The following is a 24,253-nucleotide window of genomic DNA, read 5'->3' on the forward strand; positions in this document are numbered from 1 at the left end:
CTATTGATTGAATGGTGGGCTTTTTAATCCTCGTCTTTTACGTCAATATCCTCTGGTATCGGAGTAGATCTCCATATTTCAATCTCCTCTTTAATACGCTCCAATTGATTAAAATACGTACTAAATTGTCCACTATTTATGAGTATCATATTTCCATCGAAAACGGAACGGATGCGTCCCTCATAGACTAGGCGTATTATTTGTTCTTCAGGCATACCTAGTTCAATTGCTGTCTCTTCAATTGTTTTGTACATACAACTCGCTCCTTTATCTGTATTCATTATAACGCCCATTTAACCGAATGCATACTGGAGTGGATGAAAGAAAAAGTAAAAATGATAATTGTTTGATTTTGGATAAATATGTATGATTAGTATTGGAAGGAAGAAGGCGGGGGGGCTACATGTTAAATCCGTTATTTGTATTGTTAGCAGCTATTTTATGGGGGATGACAGGAACTGCCCAAACGTTTTTAGATAATAATGTATCTCCGATTGCAGTCGCCACTATTCGTTCTGCCATTGGTGGTGGACTTCTCTTAGCTATTGCAATTTTGGGGCGAAAAATTAATTTTCTACATTGGTCGTGGAAATGGACGATTTTAGCTGCGGCTAGTATTGCTCTTTTTCAAGGTCTTTTCTTTTCATCAATACGTCTAACAGGGGTAGCAATTGGAACGGTTGCGACTATAGGAAGTGCACCGGTATTTTCGGGTATTATTGAATGGATTATATGGAGAAACCGACCATCTATTATTTGGGGAATAGCTACATTGATAGCAATCATGGGCTGTCTTTTATTGTTTATCAATAATGGGGAAGAAGCTGTGCAAATGGGTGGCTTTGGTTTAGCGCTCTGTGCAGGGTTATCTTTTGCCTTTTATACAAATATTAGTAAGAAATTAATGGCGCAGGAAGATGCTTTACCTGCAGTTGCTATGACGTTTTCGCTCTGTACTTTATTTTTACTACCGTTTTCACTGTCTAATGGTTTTGCTTGGTTAGAAAATATGCAAAATTTATGGACGATACTATTTATGGGAATTATGTGTACAAGCGTAGCATATTTACTGTTCTTAAACGGTTTGCAAAAAATAAATGCATCAACAGCTGTAACTCTATCCTTAGCTGAGCCATTGACAGCCGCAATACTTGGCGTTTTTCTAGTTGGAGAACAATTAAGTGGCGTGTCCTGGCTAGGTGTAGCAATGCTATTAGGCAGCATTGTTGTATTGACGATAGGTGGGAGGCAAGGAAGGCTTCATAATAAGCTAAAACCTTAAGAAATTCTTCATTTTTTTACTAGCTGGATTTTAAGATTTGAAAGGTACACTTATATTTGAGAGCGAGGTGTCTATCATGACGAAACTAACAGTCCTTGTTACAGATGACGATCAAGATATTCGTGATGGTATTGAAATTTATTTAAAAAATGAAGGCTATAATGTTATAAAAGCAGCAGATGGCTTAGATGCAATAGACAAGCTAGAAAATAATGAAGTACATTTAATTATTTTAGATATAATGATGCCAAATATGGATGGGATTACAGCGACATTTAAAATTAGAGCAGAGCGCAATATTCCTATTATTATGCTAAGTGCAAAGGCAGAAGATGGCGATAAAATTCATGGATTATCGGTAGGCGCAGATGATTATGTAACAAAGCCGTTCCATCCATTAGAGCTATTAGCACGAGTGAAATCACAACTTAGACGCTATGTACAACTAGGAACATATAGTGAAGGTGCAACAAAAGTAGAAATTGACGGGCTTATTCTTGATGAAGATGCTAAAGAAATCATTTTAGAAGGAGAACCAGTTCGACTAACTCCAATAGAATATAAAATTACGGAATTATTAATGAAAAATGCAGGGCGTGTTTTTTCGATTCGTGAAATTTATGAACGAGTTTGGAATGAGGAAGCCTACAATGCTGAAAATATTGTAGCTGTGCACATTCGAAAAATTCGTGAAAAAATTGAAGCGGACCCAAAAAACCCACGCTATCTAAAGGTGGTATGGGGCGTTGGCTATAAAATGGAAAAATAAAATAGAGAAGTATATGACTATTGCAGGATTCATTGCAGGTGTTGTTGGACTTATTTATTTTGGCGTTTATGCTTATCAAATCGTCGATTCTCGCTCCTCAGAGGTTATACAGTTACTAGAAAGAATTTTTTAGGGGAGTGATAGAGGTATGATAAAAAAATGGAAATCCCTACTGGTGTTAATGAGTCTCATTTGGACTATTTTCGGCATCTTTACTTTTTGGCATGTGGGTTATCAGTATATTGGTAAGTCCTATTTCGAATCAGAAAATTTCCAACATGAAATTGATAATTTTACTTCAGAACTCGGGCCGTTAGTAATAAATCTACCGAAGGCTGAAGATTTAAAAGGGAAAATAGAGATTACGCAGTCTCAAATAGAAGAGCATCGTAATTATTATGGAACATTAGGACAGCAAATCGATAATATTAAACAACAATACGAACAGCGAATACAGGAAGCAATAGATGCCAATGCGGGAGAATTACAAACAAAGTTAGAGACTGAACGCGATAATAAAATTAAAGACATTACGACAAATTTCGAAAATGATGAACATGTACGAAAGAAGATTCTTGCTGGAGGAGAAGCACTAATTGATAAATATATAAAAGCAGCACAGGATGAAGCTAAAACCTTTAAAAAGTCTTATGATTACTGGTCTTATGAGTTGACGAATACGGAAACAGGAGAAACATACCGCGCAGGTGATGTTTCAGAAAGTAGTGCCTATAAAATAAAGTATTCTGAGCGAAATCCATTGTATGTAGGAAATATTAGTAATAATGTAAGGGATATTTTTTACCGTACAGAAACTTATGTGGATGTCGATAATCTTTATGAAACAACTGAATATACAGGTGTCTTAACCATCTCTAAAAAAGCAGTTCAATCATTAGGTGTTATGCAGGATTATAATCGTTTTCACCGTAATCAATATACCTATTTCTTTATATGGCTCACTAGCATAATAACGGCCATTTTTGCTTGGAGAGGTCGCAAGGATGTTCTGCAAACTGTTAGAGGAATGAAGGAAAAAGACGTTTTAAATAAGGTGAAATTCGATTTTCAAGTTGTTCTAGTGTTGATCACAGGGTTTATGTATCTTATTTCATCTCAAATTGTTTTTGAATCAATTGAATACACTTACGATTACAATTTCCAATATAATTATGTACGCTCTATATTAGATTTCGCCTTTAAATTAGGTGTGTTAATTATTATAGGAATTGCTTTCTTTATTCAATTAATTTGGCTTTATACAAGAATAGATACGTTGAAAAAGTTAGAGCAAAATGTGAAATCCAGTTATTTATGGTCACTCGGGGATTCAATTACGGATTTATTTATTAATCGCTCTATAGCGATGCACGCACTATTCATGATAGGGGCAGCTTTCTTTGGAGGAGGTAGCCTTGTCGCTTCTATGTTAAGAGGAGGAGCTTTCCCAGTTCTTGTTCTAGGAGTGTGTATGTTCGTAGGGTTTCCAACCTTGATTGTTTTCTTATCAAGAATGGGTTACTTAAACCGTATTATGAAGGATACGAAAGATATGGCCAATGGGCGACTGAATCGTGACGTGAAAGTGAAAGGGAAGTCCCCGCTCGCTAGTCATGCTGAAAACCTTAATCATTTACGAGAAGGCGTTCGAACATCTATGCATGAGCAGGCAAAAAGTGAACGTTTAAAAACAGAGCTTATTACCAATGTGAGTCATGATTTACGAACTCCGTTAACTTCGATTATTACGTATACGGATCTTTTGAAGAAATCTAATCTTACAGAGGAAGAACGTCAACAATACATTCATATTCTTGATAAAAAATCAGAACGTTTAAAAGTATTGATTGAAGATCTCTTTGAAGTATCGAAAATGGCAAGTGGTAATATTGAGCTTCAACGAAGTCGCGTAGATTTGACACAACTTATTCAGCAGGCAGTAGGGGAGCATAAGGAAGATTTATTACAGTCGCGTTTAGATTTACGAATGACGATGCCTCATGAGCCTATTTATGCCTATGTGGATGGTCAAAAATGGTGGAGACTCATTGATAATTTAATTGTTAATATATTGAAATATGCGTTAGAGGGTACTCGCGTCTATGTGACATTAAAACGAACAGCAGATGGTGATGCTGAATTAACGGTAAAAAATGTAGCGAAGTATGAAATTAATGAAGATGCTGATGAACTATTTGAACGTTTCAAACGTGCAGATGCTTCACGTCATACGGAAGGATCTGGACTGGGATTAGCCATTGCGCAATCTATAGTAGATTTGCATGGAGCTCGCATGACAATTGATGTGGATGGCGATTTATTTAAAGTGACTGTTCGAATTTCAGCAGTATAAGGAAAAGATGGTGGCAGAGGATTGCCACCATCTTTTTTCATTATAAGCCTAAGTTCTTGGCGATAATTACTTTCATGACTTCATTCGTGCCTGCATAGATGGACATAACAGGAATGTCTCTGTACCTTCGTGCAATCTTATATTCCTCCATATAACCATAGCCACCATGAAGCTGCATGCATTGCGTGGCTATCTCACGGGCATTTTCAGTTATCCAGTATTTTGCCATGGATACTTTCGTTACCACATCTTTTCCTGCGAGATGCTCTTCAATCAATGATTCCAAAAATGATTTACCGAGCTCCATTTTAGTAGCCATTTCAGCTATTTTAAATTGTGTATTTTGAAAGTCTCCAATGGGCTTGCCAAATGCTTGGCGTGATTTTACATAGTCTAGTGTTAAGGCAAGCATATCCTCAGTTGCTGTTTGTGCAGCAATTGCCACAGCTAAGCGCTCTTGTTGAAGTTTTTCCATCATATAAACAAAGCCCTTACCTTCTTCACCAAGTAGATTTTGTGCTGGCACTCGGCAATCTTCAAAAAATAACTCAGCTGTATCTTGAGCATGCATACCGACCTTTTCCAGCTTCCGCCCTTTAGTAAAGCCTGGTGTACCCTCTTCAATGACAAGTAGACTAATACCTTGGTGTTTTTTTTCAGCGGAAGGATTTGTTTTCACGGCGACAACCGCTAAGTTGGTATGAATTCCGTTTGTAATAAAGGTCTTTTGGCCGTTTACAATATAATGGTCTCCATCACGAATAGCTGTTGTTTGAATATTTGCTAAGTCTGAACCTGTACCAGGCTCAGTCATGGCAATCGCTGTAATATAGTCGCCTGAAATACATTTTGGCAGCCACCGTGATTTTTGTTCATGTGTACCGAAGGATTCAATATAAGGTACGACAATATCATTATGCAGACCGATCCCAATCAGACTTGAACCTATACGCTCAAGCTCTTCTTGAATAATAACACCGAAACTAAAATCAAGACCCAGTCCACCATATTGCTCTTCTACTTGTGGGCAAAGATAGCCCATATCACCAAGTTTTCGCCAAAATGTAAGCGGGATAAGATGATCTTTTTCCCATTGCGCATAATGTGGCTCGGCTTCTTCTGCTAAAAACTTACGAAAGGTTTTACGAAATAACTCATGCTCTGTTGTTTCAAATTTATAACGTGTCATTTGAACTAGCACCCCTTTTTGCTCGTAAATACGTAAATCTTCTCTATCATCTATTATGTTACTGGAATATTTGTGAAAATAATAGTAGCTTTTTATACTAAAATGACGAAATTGTCATTTATGCCCAGTGAAATGTCATGTAAAACAAAAGAATGATACGAAATAATGAGCTATGCTTACAATGTAGTGGTTAAAGCATTTAGTCCCTATTTTCTTTAGAAGATTATTCAAGTACTTCATCCCATATGACTGTTACATATAAATGATATAATCAACTAAATATATAGGAAAGTAGAGGACGAAGATATGCCAAAAGTAATCGGTGGTATACTTTTAATTAGTATTTATAGTGCGTTGACTTTCTATTTGGGGTGGGGAGTAAAGCAGTGGCTAGGGGCTATGGGATGGTTCCGTTACCCAATCTTATTTTGGTTAGTATTGTACCTTGTCGCTTTCAGTATTATTATTGGAAGATTGCATGAGTCCTTACGATTCTTTTCAGTTATTAGTAATTATTGGATGTTTGTTTTTGAATACGGTTTATTGCTATGTTTAGCAGCACAATTGATTATTTGGCTAACCCCCTTTAAAAATGTACAAATAATTGGTAGTATAGCAATTGCTGTATTATTTATGCTAAGTATTATCGGCTCTTATTTAGCCTATTCTCCAGTCGTTCGCCATTTAGAAATAACTGTTGATAAGAAGGATAGTGAACTGAAGTCACTGAGAGCTGTTGTGGCATCTGATTTTCATTTAGGTGTTTTATCGCATAAAAGACATTTACAACGTTTTGTTGACTTATCGAATGAAGCACAGCCGGATATTGTGTTGCTAGCTGGAGATATTGTCGATGATGATCCAAAATGGTTTGTTCAAGGGGAAATGGCAGATGTCATGAAACAACTAACATCTACATATGGAACTTATGGTATATTGGGGAATCACGAATATTATGGTAAAAAGATTCCTGAATTTATAAAAGAAATGAAAAATGCCAATGTAAATATACTACTTGATGAAACAATTCGTATAGATGATGCGTTTATATTAACAGGGCAAGAGGACAGGACGAATAAAGATAGAAAGTCACTAGCAGAGTTAAAGTCTTCCGAAAGCTTACCATGGCTCGTAATGAATCATACGCCTGACGATTTGTTAACTCCTTCGAAACTAGGGGTGGACTTACACATGTCAGGTCATACGCATAAAGGTCAACTGTGGCCAAATCAGTATATTACCGCTCGAGTGTTTGAACTGGATTATGGTTATAAGTTGAAAGACCAAATGCATACACTTGTTTCATCAGGCTATGGCTTCTGGGGTCCGCCTATGAGAATCGGTAGTAGGTCAGAGCTTTGGATAGTGGATATGAAATTTCGTTAATGGCTACAGCTGTGGGTGACTTATAGGTGAAATAGCAGTAGTATATGAAAATGGAGTAATTTATAATAAGTGAGTATTTGATTAATAAAGGTAAGGTGACAAGGTGGAAATTATAGAGTTATTAAAAGCACTGATTTTAGGCTTTGTTGAAGGTATGACAGAATTTGCCCCAGTATCTTCAACTGGCCATATGATTATTGTTGACGATATGTGGTTAAAAACAGAGGAGTTTTTAGGTAAATACCCTGCCAATACATTTAAAATTGTCGTACAATTGGGTTCCATTTTAGCTGTTATCGTGGTGATGTGGAAGCGTATGTTAAGCCTAGTTGGCTTATACAAAATTGACGGTCAGTCTCAGTCCATTAATAGACGTTTTAACTTATTGCATGTTATTGTCGGTATGCTACCAGCAGTTGTCTTAGGGTTTGCATTTAAGGATTTTATTGACGATCATCTATTTAAAGTAGAGCACGTTGTTTATGCACTAGTAGCAGGGGCAATCCTAATGATTGCAGCCGATAAGTTGGCACCAAGAAAACCAAAAGTAGATTCTTTAGATAAGATTTCATATGGTTTAGCCTTTAAGGTTGGGCTAGTGCAATGTTTATCTTTATGGCCAGGATTTTCACGATCAGGTGCGACCATTTCTGGAGGGGTATTATTCGGTATGAGTCACCGTGTGGCAGCCGATTTTACATTCATTATGGCGGTACCTATTATGGCAGGAGCTAGTTTAGTATCTGTTTTGAAAAACTGGGACACATTATCAATGGATTATTTCGGATTCTACGCTGTCGGATTTATTAGTTCATTTATCTTTGCGTTACTATCAATCAAGTTTTTCTTAGCACTTATTTCAAAAGTGAAATTAATGCCTTTCGCAATTTATCGTTTAGTTTTAGCAGCAGTTCTTTGCGTAATTATTTTCATGTAAACAAAAAGTCACTCTTCTTTCACAAGAAGCAGTGGCTTTTTTGCCTTAAATTTATTGGTTTTTCAATCCATCTTTCAATTAAAATGAATAAAATTAGGTACATAGTATTGGTTTTAGGGTAAATGTATTATTGAATTTAATAAATACCGACAACATTTACCCATATATTGTTCAATTGGTAGGTTTGAGATTATAATTGATACATAAAGAATCTACTTATTTGTTGTTTTGTAATAGCATATAGGATAATAGACTTAGTTCGGTATATGATTATAATATGAGGTGGATAAAATGTTTCAAATTGTAAGTAGATCTAAGAAAAATACAATTGAAATAAGTAATGAAGCTAATATAGGGATATTTATTAAAGATCCTGATCGTTTGTTGCAATTGAATCTTGTGGAATTAAGCGTATATGATCTTCAATTAATTAATAGTTTAAAGCCATACGTGGAAAGAAATGTTGTGGAAGTTGTTGCAGCATTTTATCATGCAATTGAAAGTGTGCCAGCATTACGTGAGGTTATTCAAAGGCATAGTTCCAGTGAGCGCCTACGTCAAACACTGCGCCATCATATTATTGAAATGTTTGAGGGGAGAATAGATGAAACTTTCCTTGAAAAGCGTAGACGTGTGGCAAAAATGCATGTGAAAATTAACTTATATCCGAAGTGGTATTTAGCAGCCTTTCAAATTCTAGAAAAATCTTTACGTAAGATAATTTTTGAACTTCGTTTATCTAAGGGGGAGGAAGAAAAATTTTGTGATGCCATTAGTAAAATATGTAATTTTGAACAGCAAATTGTTTTGGAGGAATACGATAACTATGCAAATACATTAATGGAGGAACAGCGCAATAACGTTCGAGAGCATGTAAAGGATGTAATAGGTGGGATTTCTACTCACATAGAGGCTCAATCACAAAATACATCGGATACAGTAACTGAGCTCGTTACTAGTGCCCAAAAGGTGAACGATTCATTGAAGGATAGCATTCATGAGGCCGAATCGATGCAAAAGGTTTCAAGTGAAGGCTATGCCAAAATTGTTTCTATTAATGAACAAACAGGGAAAATTCATCATAAGACATTTGAAATGGCAAATATGGTAGAGCAGCTGGACGAATCCTCTTCAAAAATCAATGCAGTGGTTGAAATGGTTAAAAGTATTTCGGGTCAAACAAACTTATTGGCATTAAATTCGGCAATTGAAGCGGCGCGTGCTGGGGAGCATGGCAAAGGTTTTGCGGTTGTTGCGAATGAAGTACGTAAGCTTGCGGATCAGACGAAAAGTTCAGTTGAGCAGATTGCCGATTTAATTCAGATGTCTAATGGAATTACCACACAAGTAGTTCAAGCTATACAGGATATACAAGAGCTCGTAAATAATAGTATTGAACAGAATGCCGAGTCCTTAAAGGCATTTGATGCAATATCTAGCTCCGTAGAGGATTCCATTTCAAATTTCCAAAACGTAGGAAAGCAAATATCAGATTTAGCAAATATTATTGAGACGATAGGTGAATCCTCTGATGAATTAGAGAGAGTTGCGAATCGTTTGAATACGACCATCAGAGAATTTTAAATGAGATGTAACTATGCATACAGCTTATGCATAGTTTTTTTATGCTTACAAAGTGGATAAATTGATGGATTTCACGGATAAACAAAGTATTTAGGCTGATGAAAGGGGAAATTACCAATTATTATAGAAGGTTGCAAACTAGAAACCTCTAGAAAATGCTTCCCTTAAGTGTTACGCTATAGGCGAATTAGGGAAATGAGTAGAGAGGTGTTTGGAACATGAAAAAGAAATTATTTATTACACGTAAGTTTCCTGCACATATTGTTGAGCCATTAAAAGAGTTTTATGAAGTTTCTCAGTGGGAAGAGGAGGAGATTGTCATCCCTCACGATAAACTACTTGCATCTGTCGCTGATTGTGAAGTGTTGTGGGTAACAATTGCAGATCAAGTGGATGAGGAATTACTTTCGCAAGCACCAAACCTAAAGCTAGTAACAAATTTAGCAGTTGGTTTTAACAATATTGATGTAAAGGCTTTACGAAAAAGAGGTATTATGGCGACAAATACGCCTGGTGTCTTAACGAATACAACGGCAGATTTAGTATTTGGCTTACTGCTTGCAACGGCTCGTAGAATTCCGGAAAGTGAGAGATATTTACGAGAGGGAAAATGGAAAAGCTGGTACCCGATGCAGCTGGTTGGTAAAGATGTATCAGGGGCGACGATTGGAATAATAGGGATGGGCCGAATTGGTCAGGCTGTTGCTAGACGAGCAAAAGGTTTTGATATGAAAATTTTATATAATAACCGAAGACGTCGACATGAGGCGGAAGAAATGTATGGCTTTCGCTATGTTTCATTAGAGGACCTCTTACAACAATCTGATTTTGTTGTAATTATGACACCTTATAATAGTGATACTGAGGGTCTCATTGGCGCACATGAATTAGCGTTAATGAAAGAGGATGCTGTCCTAATAAATGCTTCACGCGGTGGAATTATTGATGAGGCAGCTCTATACGATGTCTTGAAAAGTGGCAAGTTATGGGCAGCAGGGCTGGATGTCTTTGAACAGGAGCCTGTTGCTATGGATCATCCATTGTTGACACTCCCGAATGTAGTGGCACTGCCACATATCGGTAGTGCGTCCTTAGAAACGAGAACAGCTATGCTCATGTTAAATGTGAAAGCACTGGCTGCTTATGGACAGGGCAAGGCTATTTCAAATCGAATTGATTAAAAAACGGAGCATATCACTGATAGATATGCTCCTTCTATTTTATCTATTGAATAAATCGAAAATACCACCAATACCGCCTTCACCTTTTGACTGGCCGCCACCGCCTTGTGAAATTGGTGCCGCTGCAAAGACACGACTTGCTAAACGGCTGAATGGTAATGATTGCACCCAGACAGTTCCTGGTCCACGTAATGTAGCGAAGAAAATCCCTTCACCGCCAAACAATGCAGTTTTTACGCCTCCAACAAGTTCAATATCGTAATCTACATTTGAAGTCATCGCAACTAAACATCCTGTATCTACACGTAAAACTTCCCCAGGCTGTAATGTTTTTTCATGAATGGCTCCTCCTGCATGTACAAATGCCATACCATCGCCTTCAAGCTTTTGCATAATGAAGCCTTCGCCACCGAAGAAGCCTACACCGATTTTTTTCTGGAATTCTACGCCCACAGAAACACCTTTAGCTGCAGCTAAGAAGGCATCTTTTTGACAAATAATTTTCCCGTTTAATTGACTTAAATCCATCGGAATAATCTTACCTGGGTACGGGGAAGCGAAATAAACATGCTTCTTACCTGAGCCAGCATTTGTGAATGTCGTCATGAATAAGCTTTCACCTGTTACTAAACGTTTACCAGCACCTAATAATTTGCCCATTAGACCACTTTGTGAGCCGCCTTTTGAACCATCGCCAAAAATAGTTTCCATATGGATGGAGTCATCCATCATCATTAAAGCGCCTGCTTCCGCCACAACTGTTTCTTGTGGATCAAGCTCAACTTGCACATATTGCATGTCGTCACCAAATAACTTGTAGTCAATTTCATGATTATTCATAAGGGATTCCTCCAAAAGTAAATTTATTGATATTCTATACGATTATAAAACACTTTGGTTTCAATAAGAAATTAAATAATTTAGAAAAAAAGGGAATTAAATAGAAAATGGCGAATATAAAAAACTAGAATGTGTATTATTTATTTTCATATAACTAAGGGTGTTATGAATATACATAACCTTAAGCGATTCCTCCTTTAGGAGTATCCTCTAATAGAGGGGAAGCAGTTAAGTGAAAATAAAGCCTCTGGCAATTGTCACTGATAATCATAGTATGACAGGGTATATCACATCTTGAAAATTCGGAATATTGAAGTATTTTATTCTATTAAAATTCATAGATTTTGTACCTGAGGAATACAACTGGTTACAAAGGCTGAGGCATCATAGAGTATTTCAGGGGGTGTATGTAGTGGAGATTAAAAACTATATTGGTGGTAAATGGAGCACACATTCACATTTACAAAGTATAGCAGTGACGAACCCTGCAAATGGTGAGCAACTTGCTACCATACCACTATCTACTTCTAATGAGGTAGATGAGGCTGTAGTAGCAGCCAAACAAGCACAAAAGGGCTGGGCACTTGTGCCTGCGCCAAAGCGTGCAGAATTTTTATATGCCATCGGTCAAAAAATGAAAGAAAAAAAGGAATATTTGGCGACCGTTTTAACAAAAGAGATGGGTAAGGTAATTGAAGAAGCAAGAGGAGAAGTGCAAGAAGGAATTGATATGGCCTATTATATGGCAGGAGAGGGTCGTAGGTTGTTTGGGGAAACTACTCCGTCTGAATTGGCCAATAAGTTTGCAATGAGTGTAAGGGCACCAATTGGAGTCGTAGCACTTATTACGCCGTGGAACTTCCCTGTTGCGATCGCTACATGGAAATCATTCCCTGCAATTGTGGCGGGTAATACATTCATTTGGAAACCATCAAATGAGACACCTATGATGGCTTATGAAATGGGTAAAATTTTTGAAGAAGTAGGTTTACCTGATGGAGTAGCAAATATTGTGTTTGGTACAGGACCGACTGTAGGGACTGCGCTCATTGAACACCTTGATGTTAAGGTCATTTCCTTTACTGGGTCGACGACAACAGGCAGTAAAGTAGCGGAGCTTGGCGGTAAGCATTTGAAAAAGATTTCCTTAGAGATGGGTGGAAAAAATGCTGTCATTGTTATGGATGACGCAGATCTTCAACTGGCTACAGAGGGTATACTTTGGAGTGCCTTTGGTACCGCTGGTCAAAGATGTACAGCATGTAGCCGAGTAATTGTGCATAAAGATGTTAAAGAGCAATTAGAAAATCGTCTCTTAGATGAAATGCAAAAACTCACAATTGGGAATGGTCTAGACGAAGGAGTTAAAATTGGGCCAGTGATTAATAAAGCTGCATTGGAAAAAATTAATCACTATGTACAAATAGGCAAGCAGGAAGGGGCCACGTTGCTGGCTGGAGGTAGAATTTTAAATGAGCCACCATATGAAAATGGGTTTTATTACGAGCCTACATTGTTTACGAACGTGAAGCCGGACATGATTATTGCCCAAGAAGAGATTTTTGGTCCTGTCGTTTCTCTAATTGAGGTAGCAAGCTTAGAGGAAGCAATTGAAGTAAATAATGGCGTGAAATTTGGCTTATCAAGCTCAATTTTCTCACAAAATGTTAATACTATTTTCCGCGCACAGCGTGATTTAGACACGGGTATTGTTTATATAAATGCCGGCACAACAGGTGCTGAAATCCATTTACCATTTGGCGGTACAAAAGGAACTGGCAATGGACATCGAGATTCAGGTGTTGCAGCACTAGATGTATATACGGAGTGGAAGAGTATTTACGTAGACTACAGCGGTAAATTACAAAGAGCACAAATCGATACAGAGTAACAGATCAACGAAAGGGGATGTTCTTGATGAAAGTTGTTGTATTAGGTGCAGGTTTAATGGGTAAAGAGGTAGCTCGTGATTTAATAAAAAATGATAAAGTCGATCGTGTATTTTTAGGTGATATCGATGTAAAAGTGGCACAGGACTTTGTGGATACTTTAAATACAGATAGGGTTGAGGTTGTAGAGCTTCATGCAGAGCACGATGATTCGTTAATGAAGGTCATCTCAAAAGGTGATGTTGTCATCAATGCATTATTTTATTCCTTCAACGAGCGCGTTGCGAGAGCAGCTATTGAAGCGGGTGTTCACTCTGTAGATTTAGGTGGCCATATAGGTGGTGTTACCGAAAATATATTAAATCTTCATGAGGAAGCAAAAGCGAAAGGTGTCACAATTATCCCTGACTTAGGTGTTGCTCCAGGTATGATCAATATTCTAGCGGGCTATGGCGCCTCTAAATTAGATGATGTTGAGTCTATTAAACTATTTGTGGGTGGCATTCCAACTGAACCAAAGCCTCCGCTTCATTATACACGTGTATTTTCTTTAGATGGTGTTTTTGATCATTATACTGAGCCTTCAAAAACGATTCAAAAGGGCAAATTACAAGAAGTTCCTTCCCTTTCAGGTGTTGAACCTATTTATTTTGATGATTTCGGTGTGCTTGAGGCATTTTATACATCTGGAGGCATCTCTACATTGTATAAAACATTCCCAAATGTCCGCACATTAGAATATAAAACAATTCGTTATAAGGGGCATGCAGAGAAATTTAAGCTATTAGCAGATTTAGGCTTCCTTGATTCAGCGAATAAGGTAGAGGTTGATAATCAAGAGGTGCCTGTTCGTTCTGTAGTCCGTGAGGCGCTTAAAAAGAAACTGGAGCTTGGAACAAAACCAGATGCGGTGCTATTACGTGTCATTGTTGCTGGTGAAAAAGCGCAACAGCAAGTGACATATGAATATGAAATGGTTGTGCGTAAGGATATGACTATCAATGAAACAGCGATGGCCCGTGCTACAGCTAATACTATTTCGGTTGTAGCTCAGATGATAGGTGCGGGTGTTATTAAAGAGCACGGAGTTTTTCCGCCTGAATCAGTGGTCCCTGGCGATACGTATATTGAAGAAATGGCCAAACGTGGTGTAGTAATAAAAGAGACGTCTCATAAGTCTGCTATGATCGTGAAATGGTAGGTGCTGACCATGAATTTTGACATGTCCACGGAGCATGAAATGCTACGAAAAACGGTAAGGCAATTTGTTGATGAAGAAATTATTCCCTATATTGCAAAGTGGGATGCTGAAGGGGGCTTTGACGCTAAAATTTGGTCGAGGCTTGCGGAGCTTGGGCTAATGGGCGTTTGTGTGCCAGAGCAGTACGGTGGAAGTGGAATGGATTATAACTCCCTTGCTATTGTGTGCGAGGAGCTGGAGCGTGGAGATACAGCATTCCGAACAGCAGTATCCGTTCACATTGGTCTGAATAGCATGACATTAATGCAATGGGGTACTGAAGATCAAAAGCAGCGCTATCTTATTCCACAGGCAAAAGGAGTACGAATTGGTGCATTTGGTCTTACTGAGCCGGGTGCTGGCTCTGATGTGGCAGCTATGTCTACTACAGCTGTCCGTGACGGGGATCATTATGTCATCAATGGACAGAAAACGTGGATCTCCTTATGTGATATAGCCGATCACTTTATCGTTTTTGCCTATACAGATAAGTCCAAGAGACATCATGGTATTAGTGCATTCATTGTTGAACGTTCAATGGCAGGCTTTACATCAAAGGCTATCAAAGGGAAATACGGGATTCGTGCAGGTAATACAGGTGAGCTCTTCTTTGAAGATTTACGTGTACCAGTAGAAAATCGTCTCGGTGCAGAGGGAGAAGGTTTTAAAATAGCCATGTCTGCCCTAGATAATGGACGATTTACCGTAGCTGCGGGGGCTGTCGGTTTGATCCAAGCGTGTCTAGAGGCAAGTGTGAAATATTGTCATGAACGAGAAACCTTTGGAAAGCCTATAGGAGAGCATCAGCTTGTCGGACAAATGATTGCTAATATGGAGGCTGGTTACCAGATGAGCCGTCTATTGGTCTATCGTGTTGGTGAGTTGAAAAATAAAGGTGTTCGTAATACTAGAGAAACCTCTTTAGCGAAATGGCAGGCGTGTGATTTTGCCAATAAGGCTGCGGATGATGCAGTACAAATTCATGGTGCATATGGCTATTCAGATGAATATCCAGTTGCGCGCTATCTGCGGAATTCCAAAGCACCTGTTATTTATGAAGGTACGCGAGAAATTCATACCATTATGCAGGCAGACTATGTATTAGGCAGACGCCAAGATAAGCCATTAGCTAATAGGCTACCAAAATGGCCGTTTGAAGAATAAACGAGGGGGAAATTATTCCCTTTCGTTTTTTTGTGTAGGGGAACCACGCCTTAAAAAAATTTCAGAATAATGTAACTTTCCATCCTTTTCTTAGTCTAATGGATAAACAAGTATATGAAGGAGAGGTAAAATAATGAAAAGTAAATGGCTGGCATTTATGTTGATAGCTGTTATAGCAATCGTGCCTGGTATTTTCACATGGGCAATGAATACAGAGGTCACTGCCAAGGCTGCTAGTGTGGGTATGACTACCCAAAGTTGGCAGGCATCATTCTCTGTAAGTTTAAAGAAAAGTAAAATTACTGAGGACAATGTGTATGTAACGACAGAAAAAGGGAAAAAAGTACCTGCAACGATTGCCTTGTTAGAAGATCAAAAAACATTAGTTGTAAAGGAACTTGTACCAGGCAATTATCAATTACATGTAAAAAAAGAAGCCTTTGCACAGGGAGGACTTAATGTAGCTTCACAAGTTATTCCATTTACAATTATTGAAACGTTAACAGCCGTTCAATCAGAAAAAGAATTAGAACAATATTTTAAGAATTTGTTAAAGGCGCCTAGAGATGAAATTAGAGAAGATGAGATGTCTCTAAGTGCAAAAAGTGAAGATAAAGCAACATCGAATAACGAGTCTACAACTAATAATCAAGTAGATGGTGTAGAAGAGGGCGATATTGTTGTTGTTAAAGACGGTTTTATTTTTACTGCAAAAGATCAAAGCATTACAGTGGTCAACGCTAAAGACCCGCAGCATTTAAAACAGGCTGCAAATATTAAGCTGAAAGAGTCGCAATATATTTCAAAGCTTGCGCTATATGATAATTTATTAATAGCGATTGGGGATCAATATATTGAAAAAGCAGGCACGGGAATGGTCACAGCTTCATTTTATGACATTTCCAATCCAAACAAGCCAAAACATATACGTGATGTGGGGCAAGAAGGATATCTAAAGGATATCCGTATTGCAAAAGACACACTCTATTTAATTGGTAATATGTATCCGAACTATTGGGTATTACAACAAGAGCAAAAAGCAGATTTAAAACCAAAAACATATGATAGTTTGACAGGAGAAAAGTTCACAAGCCTACCTTTAGAAAAAATTTCGATTTTGCCTAATACAATGGATGGTACCTATAGTTTAATTACGGCTATCGATTTAAAAAATGGTGCCCAAACAACAGCTAATACAAAAGGGTACTTGGGCGGCAGTAGTGGACTTTATATGTCAGAGAATGCCCTATATTTAACGACGCCAATTTATGAAGGTAATACTGCTATACCATTAGAAAAACGCGCTATGGATATGATATGGATGCCGAGAGCAGCTGACACGCAAATTTTTAAATGGAATATAGATGGAACAACATTGAGTTTCACGGGTAGTACTGAAGTAAAGGGGACTGTATTAAATCAATATTCTATGGATGAATATAAGGGCAACTTACGAATCTTTACAACAGAAGGTAATACGTGGGATGAGAAAAGTACCTCCTATAACCACCTCTTTATTTTAGATGAACATTTAAAAGCTTTAGGTACAGTGAAAGATATGGCACCTGGGGAAAAGATTTATTCTGCTCGCTTTATGGGAGATAAGGCATATGTGGTGACATTTAAAGAAGTCGATCCGCTGTTTGTCATTGATGTTGCAAATCCGAAAAAACCAGCGGTCCTAGGGGAGTTGAAAATTCCGGGCTTTAGTAATTACCTACATCCATTAGATGACACACATTTAATTGGTATCGGCTATGATACAGAACAACGCTATGATTCGTATACGAAGCGTAATTTTACGGTGACGACGAATATGAAGATGTCATTATTTGATGTATCAGACTTCAAAAATCCAAAAGAACAATCCACCGTCAAAATTGGCGGAAAGGGATCCTATTCTGAAGTTCAATACAATCCAAAAGCGCTATTCCGAAATAAGGAATACAACTACTTTGGCTTCCCAGTTGTCCAATATGAAGCGGGTAAAGGAGACAACATTATTTATAAAGGTCAGGGTGCTCAAATTTATGAAATTACTGCAGATAAAGGAATTACTCTAAAAGGGAATATTATGAATGCTACGAACGGTGAGCCATATGAGAATTGGGAGCAGGTCGTACAAAGGGTTGTTTATATAGAGGACGCTCTTTATACAGTAGCGCGTAATGAAGTGAAGAGCTATCAGTTAAAAGACTTTAAACCTCTAGATACATTAATCATTAAATGACAAAAAAAGTCCGATGAATTCAATTAGAATTCATTGGACTTTTCTTTGTCGTAGATCTTACTTTTGACGGTAGGGCAAAATCTCAGAAACTGTTACAAATTCATAGCCCTGACCTTGTAAATAAGCAAGAACAGCATCCAGGCCATCTGCAGTAGATTGATGGATATCATGCATTAGTACTATTGCATTGTTGTGAAGATTATTTTTTACATTTGGCAATAGTTGCTGTGCATTGCGATGCTTCCAATCTAATGTATCAATTGTCCAAAGCACGACTGGAACAGGGATCTCAGCGTCAATCGTGTCATTAGTTGCTCCGTAAGGTGGTCTGAAAACAGTGGCACCGTGATTAATAGCCTTCTCTATTTCAGAGGCTGTTGTATTATACTCTTTCATCACTTGTTCTTGCGTAAGTTTCGTTAAAACCGGGTGATTCCATGAGTGATTGCCGATTTCATGCCCACGTGCAAGTACATCTCTTGCAATATCAGGATAATATTGTACACGACTACCAAGCATAAAGAAGGTTGCTTTTGCGTGATATTTATCGAGAATGTTTAATATCTGCTCCGTCACCTTTGGGTGTGGACCATCATCAAATGTCAGCGCAATTCTTTTTTTATTTGGATCACCAGTAGGTGGTGGTGTAATTGGTTTTACATTTTCCATAGCAATTTGAAAATCAGAGGCTAACAATGGGTTAATGAGCGAAAGTGGTAGTTTCACTATTGGGGCACCTGCTGATCCGCTAGCAATCTCATATTCATCGAAATAGAATTGTAACGAATCATCTGCAATTGCAAAGCGAGTGAAGTTGGACCATTTTGGTTCAGTAGCTTTTAATAATTCATCCTTTAAAAGCTCATCCTTTATTTGGAGATTCTTCTGCAAATCTTTTCGCACATTTGCTGCTAATGTCGATAAATTGTTCTCGTCATTTTGTAATAATGTTTGAATAGTTATTTGCTCGCCAGTCTCGTTATTAATAAAGAATGTTTTCGTTGTGACCTCATGGTTGGCTCCACCTACGTAAAGCATCTTTGTTAGCACGAATGAATAGTAATGTTCTCGGTACGGAAATGTTTCAAGACTAATATTTAATTCGCCCATAACTTCTTTATCTTTTTTCATAGAGGCTAGATAGTTTTCTTTTGAATCCGTTATGTATTGTAATACGGCATCATTAAAAACTTCGTTATCTGTTTGTGGGTAATGAATGGCAAAAGGTGTACGTTTATCATTAGAAACATCTGTTACAATTCGTATCCCTGGAAACGCAGAACTTTCCGTTGATATATTACTATTAACCGATTCTGTATCGGTTTCTTTTGAAGCACTAATTTTTTGAAACTTAAATTCATCCTTTGATAGGATAATAACGAGTATAATAGTTGTTAAAGCTACAATGAGGCCAAGTAATAAAAAATCTACTATTGGGCCGCGTTTTTTTCTGCGTTCCTGCATGGTGTTGGATACGCTCCCCTCATTTTTATTTTCTATACAATCAGACGTGCCAATCATGAAAAAAGTTATACAAATCTATAAACTTTTATTGTTAATTTATAGAAATTAATGCTAGCCATTTTTCCTTCTTGAAGTAGTATATCGAACGTGGTTATACTACTGTATTAGTGGATAAAAAATCCTTACTAAAAATAGAACAACCAAAGGTCAATTATGTAAAATTAAATTGAAAAAAAACCCAATCTTTTGCTGAAATTTTCAGTTGTGTTTTTAATGGCAGTTCGATACTATTGGCAAGGAACATTTTGAAGGAGGCAGATAGCTGCAATGGTCTTACAAGAAGCGGATAATGAACTTACGATTGACTGTTTGTTGCTTGCAGGGCGTATTATGATTGAAAGTGGTGCAGAAACATACCGTGTGGAGGATACGATGCTGAGGATGGCACATTCTCAAAATATGCCGAATGCTCAATGTTATGCCACACCGACTGGAATCATTTTTTCGTTAGGCAAGACACAGCCAACGAGAATTTCATCAATTTCCAGCAGGGTTACAGATTTACAAAAAATAGCCTTGGTAAATTCAGTATCTCGGAGACTCACATCTCACATGATAACATTAGAAGAAGCTTATGACGAGCTAAAGTCGATACAAAAAACAAATTATTTTTTACCAACCTATTTACAAGTTATTGCGGCTGCTTTTGCAAGTGGTTGCTTCCTTATTATGTTTAAGGGAGGGTGGTCCGATTTTCCTATCGCTGTTTTAGCAGGGGGGTTAGGCTTCCTGATGCTTGTAATAACAAATCATTTAACAAAAGTTAAATTTTTCTCTGAATTTACAGCATCACTCGTTCTCGGCTTTGTTGCCTTCTTTGCAGTAAAATATGGTTACGGAACAGAGCTAGATAAAATCATCATTAGTTCTGTTATGCCGCTCGTACCAGGAATTTTGATTACGAATGCAGTTCGTGATTTAATGGCAGGTCATTTTATGTCAGGGATGGCAAAAGGTGCAGAAGCCTTTTTAACTGCCTTTGCCATAGGGGCAGCTATTGCCGTCACCCTAGGATTTTAGGAGGCGACTAGCATGCACATAATGGACATTATCATACAATTAGTTGTTAGTTTTTTTGCTACAGCTGGAATTGCCATCATTTTTAATGTACCTAGAAAGACGCTACTTCATTGCGGTCTTGTTGGGGTAATCGGCTGGATTATTTATTATATTTTAACAGAGCAAGGAATGGATGTTGTTAAAGCCTCATTCTTCGGTTCGTTTGTCATTGCCATCGTGGCTCATTTATATGCGCGGCGCTTTAAAATACCGATGATTATATTTATTGTTGGTGGAATCATTCCGTTAGTGCCAGGAGGCATGGCCTATAATGCCATGAGAAATGTTGTAGAGGATGATTACTTACAAGGCTTACAATATGGTTTAAAGGCATTTCTAATAACAGGGGCTATTGTTATTGGACTGGTCTTTGCAGAAGTAATTATTCAACTCATTTTCCGTTCAGTCCGTTCAAGTAAGGTGAAATTCCAAAAAGTCTATAAAAAATAAAAATAATAGGAGGCTGCGTGTACACTATGCTACGCAGCCTCCTTTTTATCGTATTATCTTTTTACAAGCAATGCTTCGATTTCATCTGATGTTACAGGCTTACTAATATAGTAGCCTTGAATAGCATCACAACCATAAGTAATTAACAAATCAGCCTGTTCTGCCGTTTCGACACCTTCAGCTACAACTTTAAGTTCCATAGATTTACCTAACTGCACCATACCGTTCATAAGCTTTTGGCTCTTTTCGGATTTTAACAGAGAATTCGTAAACGTTTTATCGATTTTCACTGTATCAATTGGTAAAATTTGCATATATCTAAATGATCCATAGCCCGTACCGAAATCATCTAAAATAAACGAAATGCCTTCATTTTCTAATTTGCGCATTTGCTGAGCAATAGATGTTGCAGCTTCTGCCTCTAACGCAAATTTTTCAGTGATTTCAATTTGTAGAAGGTTTGCTGGACAGCCTGTTTTAGCAATCATTTCAAGGATGGACTTAGCCATATTTTTATCTCGGAACTCTCGTACAGAAGAGTTGATGGATACTTTTAAATCATGGCCAGCCTTTTTCCAAACTAACGCCTGTTCACAAGCTCTCTCTAGCATAAAGGAACCGATATTATTAATTAGTCCTGTTTCTTCCGCAATTGGAATTAATTCATCAGGTGAAACCACGCCAATCACTTCATCTTCCCAACGTACAAGTGCCTCAACAGCTGTAATTTTTCCGGAATAAACATCGATTTGTGGCTGATATAGGACCTTTAAATTCTTTTGATCAAGCGCTTGTAGTAATCGCTTTTCAATTAATGCTTTACGATTTAAAGCTTTATGAGTCGCTGTTGATAGTGACACAATTTTATCTCCGCCTGCTTCACGCACAGTTGAAATAGTAGCAATAGAAGCTTTCATCAGCTGAGAAAATGTTGTTTGATCTTCAGGATATCTAGTGATACCACCACTAATAGAGATTGGCACAGCAATATTGCCACTGTAAATAGGGTGCTGTTGTAAGTATGATAAAAAGCCTTGAATAAACCATTCACTTAAAGGAGTGATGACTACAAAATCATTTTCATTGATACGCGCCATCGTGCTATCTTGGAAATACATCTTAATACGATTTGTAAATTCAATAATTAGGCTTTGATCGATTTGTTGATCGTGTAGTTCCTTTAAAGTATAAAATTTATCAATACTTAAATAAACAAATGAAAAGTGTCTGTCTTCCTCAATCATATTGCTAATGACCTTTTCAAGTCGGTGGGCATTCATCAGCCCAGTTTCCGTGTCGATATAAGCTATTTTCTCAAGTTGGTGTTGGATAGTTTTTGATTTAGTAATATCCTTTTCAATTAAGAAAAATTGTTGTTCACCTGTTTCCAGATTAAAGGTTGGGATAGCCGTTAGTAATACCCAATAGGATTGACCCGCTTTGGTGATTTTTTCAACTTCACCTTGCCATGTGTGCCCGTTGTTTAAATTACGCCAGATAATACTTGTCACTTTTTCACTACGGTCATTATCTGGGAACAATTGCCAAAATGTTTTGCCGATAACACGCTTTGGCGTCCATTGGCTTGTTTTTAGAAATTCATTATTACATTCTAAGATGAAACCATCGTGGTCAAGTGTTACAGTCATAAATGTAGCATCCAATCCTTGTTTAAGGTCTACAAATGTACTGCAATGAGAGACGGCATTAGTCATTAATTCTGGCAGCATAAAGATCATGAGAATCAAACGTTCTCCTTGCTCTGTATAAGGTTTAGCAAGCAGTGCTGTCGACATTTCTGTTTTTAAAGAGGTGTGAATTTGAATTTTTTCTATATACGTACTTTCCTCGCTTTGTAGGATAGCTTGAAAAGTTTCTACTGGAAGCTGACGTAGTAGATTTTCGTGTATAGATGGAGTAGTATTTCCTGTAATATCATTAGTTGATAAACCAATCAGATGTTCAGCGCTCTTTCCCCAGTTAGTGGCTTGTCCATCTTGATTTAAGATAATTGCAGGAAAAGGAAGTGAATTTAAATAATGTTCATCAATCGTAAATGATTTATGCATATGACTCATGAGTTTTCGATCTCCTTGGGTAATCAATATATACTAATATTATAGATAATTATATGGAATTAGTCATTATGAATATATTTGTAAATATTTGATAATGAAAAGAATTAGGACTTTTCTAATGATGTTTAAGAAAAGATTTGAAGAAAAGTAACATTTTTTAGTACGTATATAGGAAGCAGGATTGGTATGCAACGTTTAAAAGGAATAATATTTATCGTTTCGGGTGCTATGTTATGGGGTGCGACTGGCCCCTTGATGGAGTGGTTACTGAACCATACATCATTGACTGTTTCCTTTATGTTAACAATCCGTTTATCGGTTGCAGGTATGATACTAATTACATATTTATTGTTAACGGGAAAAAATATTTTTGGAATTTGGCAGCACAAACTATGGGGTAGACAGCTCATTGTCTTTGGTATTGTAGGTATGCTAGGTGTTCAATTTGCATTTGTAGCAGCGATTCATGAAAGTAATGCAGTGCTAGCGACCTTACTCCAGTTTCTAGCGCCAATATTTGTTGTGGCATATGTCTCTCTTAGTTTAAAGAAATGGCCACCAAAATATCAAGTAATAGGAATTATTGGTACCCTTATGGGGTTATTTCTACTACTAACGAACGCATCATTTGATAGTTTGCTTATTAGTCCAAAAGCATTGCTATGGGGTGTAGCAGTAGGTTTAACCTTTGCTTTTTACACATTATATCCTGCGCGTTTAATGAGAGAGTGGAATGTGTTGTTAGTAGTTGGCTGGGGGATGCTAATAGGTGGGCTCACATTAGGTATAGTGAGTCGGGTATGGCTGTCTAACCAATGGGTCGTTTTTACTGATTTTAAAACACTACTTTTAATGGTTGCTTTAATATTTTTTGGAACGGTCGCTTTCATATTGTTTTTAAGTAGTATGAAATATATAACAGCTGTAGAGACGAGTATCCTCTCCAGCATTGAGCCATTAACGGCTATGATTATTTCAGTTATTGTCTTTGGTACTTCTTTAGGATTGTGGCAATTAGTAGGGGTATTCGTTATGCTTGTGTGTGTAACATGGCTTTCAATTGCTGGTGAGAAAGCATAAATATACTATTGTGGTAGT

Annotated in this window: 20 protein-coding genes; 15 read left to right on the plus strand and 5 right to left on the minus strand. The window is 37.5% G+C overall.

Going from position 1 to position 24,253, the window contains the following annotated elements:
* Positions 1–23: 23 nt before the first annotated feature.
* Entirely contained in the window at positions 24–254 is a 231-nt protein-coding gene (locus AC07YC_RS18335; protein ID WP_036122699.1) for a MerR family transcriptional regulator, read from the minus strand.
* Positions 255–403: 149 nt separating this feature from the next.
* Here AC07YC_RS18335 and AC07YC_RS18340 point away from each other — a divergent pair, with 149 nt between their 5' ends.
* From AC07YC_RS18340 to AC07YC_RS18355, 4 genes are all read left to right on the plus strand, one after another.
* The gene (locus tag AC07YC_RS18340) at positions 404–1,282 is read left to right on the plus strand and encodes a DMT family transporter (RefSeq protein WP_336636135.1); all 879 of its coding nucleotides are present in this window, start codon (positions 404–406) and stop codon (positions 1,280–1,282) included.
* 76 nt (positions 1,283–1,358) lie between these two features.
* On the plus strand, positions 1,359–2,051 hold the full coding sequence (locus AC07YC_RS18345; protein WP_036122705.1) for a response regulator transcription factor: 693 nt from the start codon (positions 1,359–1,361) through the stop codon (positions 2,049–2,051).
* Positions 2,029–2,184 carry a hypothetical protein gene (locus AC07YC_RS18350; RefSeq protein ID WP_336636136.1) on the plus strand — a complete coding sequence of 52 codons (156 nt, stop codon included), beginning with the start codon at positions 2,029–2,031 and terminating at the stop codon, positions 2,182–2,184. Before AC07YC_RS18345 ends, AC07YC_RS18350 begins: the two co-directional genes overlap by 23 nt.
* A gap of 15 nt (positions 2,185–2,199) precedes the next feature.
* Positions 2,200–4,404 (plus strand): histidine kinase dimerization/phospho-acceptor domain-containing protein, encoded by a 2,205-nt coding sequence (locus tag AC07YC_RS18355; RefSeq protein WP_494920087.1) that lies wholly within the window; start codon positions 2,200–2,202, stop codon positions 4,402–4,404.
* 40 nt (positions 4,405–4,444) lie between these two features.
* Here AC07YC_RS18355 and AC07YC_RS18360 read toward each other — a convergent pair whose 3' ends face one another.
* Positions 4,445–5,593 (minus strand): acyl-CoA dehydrogenase family protein, encoded by a 1,149-nt coding sequence (locus AC07YC_RS18360; RefSeq protein ID WP_494920088.1) that lies wholly within the window; start codon positions 5,591–5,593, stop codon positions 4,445–4,447.
* A 306-nt stretch (positions 5,594–5,899) separates the two neighbouring features.
* Between AC07YC_RS18360 and AC07YC_RS18365 the strand changes: the two genes are divergently transcribed.
* The 4 genes from AC07YC_RS18365 (at position 5,900) to AC07YC_RS18380 (ending at position 10,681) form a co-directional block, all read left to right on the plus strand.
* On the plus strand, positions 5,900–6,979 hold the full coding sequence (locus AC07YC_RS18365; RefSeq protein WP_494920089.1) for a metallophosphoesterase: 1,080 nt from the start codon (positions 5,900–5,902) through the stop codon (positions 6,977–6,979).
* Between the two features lie 103 nt (positions 6,980–7,082).
* Complete coding sequence (locus tag AC07YC_RS18370; protein ID WP_012292617.1) at positions 7,083–7,916, plus strand: undecaprenyl-diphosphate phosphatase; 834 nt, start codon at positions 7,083–7,085, stop codon at positions 7,914–7,916.
* Positions 7,917–8,207: 291 nt separating this feature from the next.
* A complete protein-coding gene (locus AC07YC_RS18375; RefSeq protein WP_494920090.1) occupies positions 8,208–9,500 on the plus strand; it encodes a protoglobin domain-containing protein in 1,293 nt (430 codons plus the stop codon).
* A 218-nt stretch (positions 9,501–9,718) separates the two neighbouring features.
* Entirely contained in the window at positions 9,719–10,681 is a 963-nt protein-coding gene (locus tag AC07YC_RS18380; protein ID WP_494920091.1) for a 2-hydroxyacid dehydrogenase, read from the plus strand.
* A 39-nt stretch (positions 10,682–10,720) separates the two neighbouring features.
* Here AC07YC_RS18380 and AC07YC_RS18385 read toward each other — a convergent pair whose 3' ends face one another.
* On the minus strand, positions 10,721–11,521 hold the full coding sequence (locus AC07YC_RS18385) for a TIGR00266 family protein (RefSeq protein ID WP_336636141.1): 801 nt from the start codon (positions 11,519–11,521) through the stop codon (positions 10,721–10,723).
* 412 nt (positions 11,522–11,933) lie between these two features.
* On the opposite strand from AC07YC_RS18385, the gene AC07YC_RS18390 reads away from it, so the two are divergent.
* From AC07YC_RS18390 to AC07YC_RS18405, 4 genes are all read left to right on the plus strand, one after another.
* Complete coding sequence (locus tag AC07YC_RS18390) at positions 11,934–13,412, plus strand: aldehyde dehydrogenase family protein (RefSeq protein WP_494920092.1); 1,479 nt, start codon at positions 11,934–11,936, stop codon at positions 13,410–13,412.
* A 26-nt stretch (positions 13,413–13,438) separates the two neighbouring features.
* Positions 13,439–14,611 (plus strand): saccharopine dehydrogenase family protein, encoded by a 1,173-nt coding sequence (locus tag AC07YC_RS18395; RefSeq protein ID WP_336636143.1) that lies wholly within the window; start codon positions 13,439–13,441, stop codon positions 14,609–14,611.
* Positions 14,612–14,620: 9 nt separating this feature from the next.
* A complete protein-coding gene (locus tag AC07YC_RS18400; RefSeq protein WP_494920093.1) occupies positions 14,621–15,814 on the plus strand; it encodes an acyl-CoA dehydrogenase family protein in 1,194 nt (397 codons plus the stop codon).
* Positions 15,815–15,947: 133 nt separating this feature from the next.
* On the plus strand, positions 15,948–18,044 hold the full coding sequence (locus AC07YC_RS18405; protein ID WP_494920094.1) for a beta-propeller domain-containing protein: 2,097 nt from the start codon (positions 15,948–15,950) through the stop codon (positions 18,042–18,044).
* Between the two features lie 57 nt (positions 18,045–18,101).
* Here AC07YC_RS18405 and AC07YC_RS18410 read toward each other — a convergent pair whose 3' ends face one another.
* On the minus strand, positions 18,102–19,508 hold the full coding sequence (locus AC07YC_RS18410; protein WP_494920095.1) for a polysaccharide deacetylase family protein: 1,407 nt from the start codon (positions 19,506–19,508) through the stop codon (positions 18,102–18,104).
* 327 nt (positions 19,509–19,835) lie between these two features.
* On the opposite strand from AC07YC_RS18410, the gene AC07YC_RS18415 reads away from it, so the two are divergent.
* Both AC07YC_RS18415 and AC07YC_RS18420 read left to right on the plus strand, forming a co-directional pair.
* On the plus strand, positions 19,836–20,588 hold the full coding sequence (locus tag AC07YC_RS18415) for a threonine/serine exporter family protein (protein ID WP_025115515.1): 753 nt from the start codon (positions 19,836–19,838) through the stop codon (positions 20,586–20,588).
* A 12-nt stretch (positions 20,589–20,600) separates the two neighbouring features.
* Entirely contained in the window at positions 20,601–21,077 is a 477-nt protein-coding gene (locus AC07YC_RS18420) for a threonine/serine exporter family protein (RefSeq protein WP_036122739.1), read from the plus strand.
* 53 nt (positions 21,078–21,130) lie between these two features.
* Here the strand turns inward: AC07YC_RS18420 and AC07YC_RS18425 are convergent, their stop codons facing one another.
* On the minus strand, positions 21,131–23,155 hold the full coding sequence (locus tag AC07YC_RS18425) for an EAL domain-containing protein (protein WP_494920096.1): 2,025 nt from the start codon (positions 23,153–23,155) through the stop codon (positions 21,131–21,133).
* Positions 23,156–23,341: 186 nt separating this feature from the next.
* Here AC07YC_RS18425 and AC07YC_RS18430 point away from each other — a divergent pair, with 186 nt between their 5' ends.
* Positions 23,342–24,235 carry a DMT family transporter gene (locus tag AC07YC_RS18430; RefSeq protein ID WP_336636148.1) on the plus strand — a complete coding sequence of 298 codons (894 nt, stop codon included), beginning with the start codon at positions 23,342–23,344 and terminating at the stop codon, positions 24,233–24,235.
* Positions 24,236–24,253 lie beyond the last annotated feature (18 nt).

It is taken from the genome of Lysinibacillus sp. GW247-5R2A (assembly GCF_059424475.1).